Raw genomic sequence first — 4,620 nt, 5'->3', positions numbered from 1 at the left:
TTATTTAATTTTTAAAACGTCCCAATTTTAATGGGACACTAGTGTGGCATTGTAATAAATGAGCTTTGCGACAATAACAGGCTTCTGATGTTTGAAAAAACGGATTTCTTCGTCTTCATTGCTGAACCCTTTTTGTAGCACATATTCTTTTACTTCGGACAGGCTTTGCGTAATAGTAGAGATAATGGCTTCTATCTGTTGTAAAGGACTATCGACTGCAATCTTCAATTCGTGGATTGCCGTTTCTAATTTGTTCAGTATTTCATTGTGAAATTTATCCATAAAGACTAATTTTCCGTGTAATATCCAAATGTTGTCTTATTACTGCATAACCGCTATTTTAACTTCCTACAATTTCGAACAAATCATTTTCCGCTTTTCTGACTTTTTTTCTATGCTGTGCGGTATCATCTTCCGACCTGTAACCAACCGCTACCATTACTACTGCATTCAGATTTTTATTATCTAATTGAAAGAAACGGTTTATATCTTCGGGTGTAAATCCCTCCATTGGACAAGTGTCTATCTGTTGTTCTGCACAAGCCATTATAAGGTTAGAAACGGCTAAATAAGGTTGCCGTTCAAGCCAAGCGGTTTGCTCCGTAGGTGTTTTTTCAGAAACTTTACCTTTGATGAAAGAACCGTAGCCTTCAAGTGTTGTATATTCAAGCCCCTGTTCCGTAGTTACAAGTTTAATATACTCGTCCACATCATTATCATTATAGTTTTTGTAACTGCAAAAAATAAACAGGTGTGAGCAATCCGTTATTTGGCTTTGTTGCCAACAAAGGGGTTGCAACTGTTTCTTTATTTCGAGGTCTGATATTATTAATACTTTGTATAGTTGCAAGCCGTAAGACGATGGGGACAAACGTATGGCTTCTTTCAAACAGGAAAGTTGTTCATCGTTGATTTTTTTATCTGCATCAAATTTTTTGGTTGCATACCTCCATTTTAAATTATTCAATACTTGCATAGTTAGATTTTATAATTGCACATTTTAAAAATTTCCTCAAATCCTATTTTTTTGTAGATACCCAATCCCAACATTGAAGATTGCAGATGAGCATTTACCAGTCCGTTGTTTTTCGCTTCGTGCAACAAGATGTGCATTACCGTTTCTGCAATGCCTTGTTTGCGATATTTATTCAACACGCCCAAACTGTGAATACCTATCTGATTGTCCTTAATAAAGGTTGCCACGCAACCAACCGTATCCTGATTGTCGTTTATCAGATAAAAGGCAACATCATCTTTTATTGCTTCAATGATTTTGGACGAAATGGAATAACCAAAGCATTGCTGAAAAACAGCACTCCACAAAACAGCCTTTTCGGTATTATTTACTTGGACGAGAAATAAGTGGTGGTTTGACGACTGTATATTGTAATTCTGCAAGTTCAGCGACATTCCTATTTGAATGGATTTAAGGCTCAATCCTAAATTTTCCGCCTCCTTATGTTCATCGTCCTGTAATACATTCCATTTTGTGAACGTATGGTTTGTTGAGCATTGTTGCAATATCTCTTTTACGTTTTCTATTGCGGTTTTTGCGTTTTCTTCGCTCTGCCAAACCCTGTTTGGCCACTCCGAAAAATCCAACTCCACTATATTATAACTTCCCGACTTCCTGTAAGCACCGAACGGCTCGGAAGCAAGCAACCACAATGATGTGAGGTTATCTATATTTTGCTGTTTCATAATGTTGCTGTATTTTTTGTTGAATATTTCAAGCTGATAAACATTCCTGTAAATATGAAGACCGCACCGATAATCTGATACGTTCGCAGTACGTCTCCCATTATCAGCACTCCTGCCAAAATTCCGAAAAATGGACTTATGTTGCTGAAAATAGAGGTTTGCACCGCAGATAGTTTTTTAATACCTATTGAGGTAAGCAACGATGTACCAAGCGTGGATAAAATTCCCAAGTACGGTATTGCCAAGATATAACTGCTATTTTCCAACCTATGCAAATCAGGCAATGTCTGAAAGCTGATAAGTTCCCACCCCAAATACACCACTACTGACGATAGTACGGCAAATAAAACAAGGTAATAAGTAATACTGACAGGCGATATTTGGGCTATACTCTTTTTCAAGAACACATAATAAAATACCATTGAGAGCAAGGAGCAAAATATCAGCACATAACCTGTTGCACTATCCGAAAATCCATTGAACGAACGAAAAGAAATATAAGCCATTCCACCAAACGAAAGCAAAATCCCGAACTTTTGTAACAGGGTTGTTTTTTCTTTCAACACTATTGCCGAAGCTATTGTAGTAAGGATTGGGATAAGCGAATAGATGATAGAAGCCTCTGAAGCTGTGATGTGTTTTATACCGAAATTCTGAAACAGAAAAAACGCAATGGGGTACAAAGCCGATAAAAAGAACAGCTTAACCTTTTGCTCTTTGCTTATTTTGTCAATCGCTATTACACCTGTTTTCTTTAAAAGGAAGATAACAAGAACCGCAATCACAAGCCTGTCAATCAGTACCGTAAAAGGCGAAGCGTATTTAAGACCTATTTTCAGTACTACATACGAAAACCCGATGATGATTGCACTTGCAAGCAACGATGCTACGGCTGTTATTTTTGTTCGCTCTGTTTTCATTTTACTGTATTGTGATTATTCAAAATCCGCTTTTCAAGAATGCCATAAGAAATCAAATCAGCGGAATGTAAAAACCCGGATAGGTATTAACTTGTTGCTGAATGTTCATAGTTTTTCTTTAATACCGCTCTTGCACCAAGAAAAGTTAACACGGCATATGCAAAAAGCCAGAAAGCAACATCATAGTTTTGGATAATTCGTTGCCCAAACCCCAATATTACAAATGAAATCTCGGTAAGTAAAAACGCAATCTGCGACCAGTTTTTTTGTACTTCGTCCCGAAACTCTTTCTTTATAATGGCTAAAAGCGTAAACAAAAATGCGCTAATCTGAAGTATCATTATCATTACCCACATTATGGTAAGTGCGTTTGGAAAAAAATCGATTATCGAACCTGAAAATTGTTCAATATACCATTTCGGTATTTCAAAACTAAAAAGTTTTTCAAAACCTGAAATTCCCATTGTTGTTAGTGTCAATAGGTAAAACGGCAAATTTCTTGTTTTGGAGTAGAAAGTGTCCATAGTGTTATCATTTAGTTTGAAAAATTGTATGTTATCTATTTTAATTTTGCCAAATGTACTTTCAAGCATCTGATAGTCTCTTTACATATGTTGAGAGCGGGTTATTTTTTAAAATATCTGACATACACTCCAAAATTCGTGACAGAAGTTTCCGCATTATTCCATTGGTCAAAACCTCCTGCCAAGCCAATACCAAAATCGCCTTTGTCAATGCCTATTCTTAACTGTTGTACTCCTCTGAAAATACCACTTTCATTTATGTCCAAAGTTGATTGACCTCTGAAATACAAATCAGTTTTTGAGGTAAGCGGTACGGTATATTGTGCCAGAATAAAATGTTCCATTGCAGAACCATCCTGATAGTACCAACCCAAATTGGTTAAAAAAAACAGCCGTTTATTCTGATAGTTATATTGCAAGCTGACAGTGGAAAATGTTCCCGGATTTTTCATTCCAACTGCTGTATTTAATTGGAAAGAGTTTGAGATATGATAAGATATCATTGTTCTTATCGAATAGATATTTCTGTCATTGTTCAAATACTCTGTGTCAAAATAGGCGAGATTTGAAAATGTCCAAGACTTCGCTAAAGGAAGAAAAATATTGTGCTGATAGGTGTATGACCTGTGTCCTGCAACTATTTCGGGTTGGTAAGATGGCTGTTGGGCATTCGATAGAAAGCTAATCAGTAACAAACAACTTATTGATAAAATTCTCATATTCCGTATTAAATACTGCAAAAGTATTTTTTGGAATAGAGAAACTTCTTTACATATGTTGAGAGGTGGTTATTTAGTTTGTTTTCTTATTCTGCTTAACTGTGTGGGTGTAATGCCCAAATGCGATGCGATGTCCTGTAAAGGCACATATTTTTCAATATCAGGGTGGCTATGCAACAATTTTTCATACCGCACCTGTGCCTCCTCCATTACGATAGATACCTCTCTTTTTTCCTTGTCTATAACCCAATTCTTTTCGAGATAATGAATGTAAAAGAGTTTAAGGTCGTCCGTTTGGAAAATCATATCCCTGTATTTTTTGTATGGTAGGCTCAACAATGTACAATCGGTAACGGCTTTAATGGTAAATTCTGACGGTTTATGTAACATATTGGAAACCATAGAACCTACCCAATCACTCTCAACAAAAATATTCTTGTTGTATGACCGTCCGTCATCGTCATTGATGTATGCCACCATATAGCCCGAATACAAAAAGCAAAGTTGGCGACCTGTAAAACCCTGTTGTATCAATATTTCGTTTTTCTTCAAATGGATAACAGATGCCATTTTCAGAAGTTCCCCAAATGTGGTTTCCGAAATCGGATAATAGGAATGTATCTTTTCCTTAAACTTTTGTATCAGTAATTCATTCATTGCAATAAAAAACCGCAAGTTAGTAATTTAGTTGATGTATTTATCTACCGCATTATTATAATTCCCCCCGAAAACAGGACAGCAGTTTAAGTTAGATTT

7 protein-coding genes are annotated in these 4,620 nt (G+C 36.2%); all 7 read right to left on the bottom strand.

Going from position 1 to position 4,620, the window contains the following annotated elements:
* Positions 1–27: 27 nt before the first annotated feature.
* On the bottom strand, positions 28–282 hold the full coding sequence (locus tag NGM62_RS21515) for an RteC domain-containing protein (RefSeq protein ID WP_262250365.1): 255 nt from the start codon (positions 280–282) through the stop codon (positions 28–30).
* Between the two features lie 58 nt (positions 283–340).
* Complete coding sequence (locus NGM62_RS21510) at positions 341–976, bottom strand: NAD(P)H-dependent oxidoreductase (RefSeq protein ID WP_262250364.1); 636 nt, start codon at positions 974–976, stop codon at positions 341–343.
* Positions 977–978: 2 nt separating this feature from the next.
* Positions 979–1,701, bottom strand: coding sequence for a GNAT family N-acetyltransferase (locus NGM62_RS21505; protein ID WP_262250363.1), 723 nt, complete (start codon positions 1,699–1,701; stop codon positions 979–981).
* A complete protein-coding gene (locus NGM62_RS21500) occupies positions 1,698–2,621 on the bottom strand; it encodes a DMT family transporter (protein ID WP_262250362.1) in 924 nt (307 codons plus the stop codon). The genes NGM62_RS21505 and NGM62_RS21500 overlap by 4 nt, the downstream gene beginning before the upstream one ends.
* A gap of 86 nt (positions 2,622–2,707) precedes the next feature.
* Positions 2,708–3,214, bottom strand: a complete 507-nt coding sequence (locus tag NGM62_RS21495) for a hypothetical protein (RefSeq protein ID WP_262250361.1) — start codon at positions 3,212–3,214, stop codon at positions 2,708–2,710.
* A gap of 32 nt (positions 3,215–3,246) precedes the next feature.
* A complete protein-coding gene (locus NGM62_RS21490) occupies positions 3,247–3,864 on the bottom strand; it encodes a hypothetical protein (protein ID WP_262250360.1) in 618 nt (205 codons plus the stop codon).
* A gap of 69 nt (positions 3,865–3,933) precedes the next feature.
* Complete coding sequence (locus NGM62_RS21485; protein WP_262250359.1) at positions 3,934–4,521, bottom strand: Crp/Fnr family transcriptional regulator; 588 nt, start codon at positions 4,519–4,521, stop codon at positions 3,934–3,936.
* Positions 4,522–4,620: the final 99 nt, after the last annotated feature.

Source organism: Parapedobacter soli, assembly GCF_025460835.1.
Taxonomy (GTDB): Bacteria; Bacteroidota; Bacteroidia; order Sphingobacteriales; family Sphingobacteriaceae; genus Parapedobacter; species Parapedobacter soli.
This window is presented reverse-complemented; position numbering and strand designations above follow the sequence as displayed.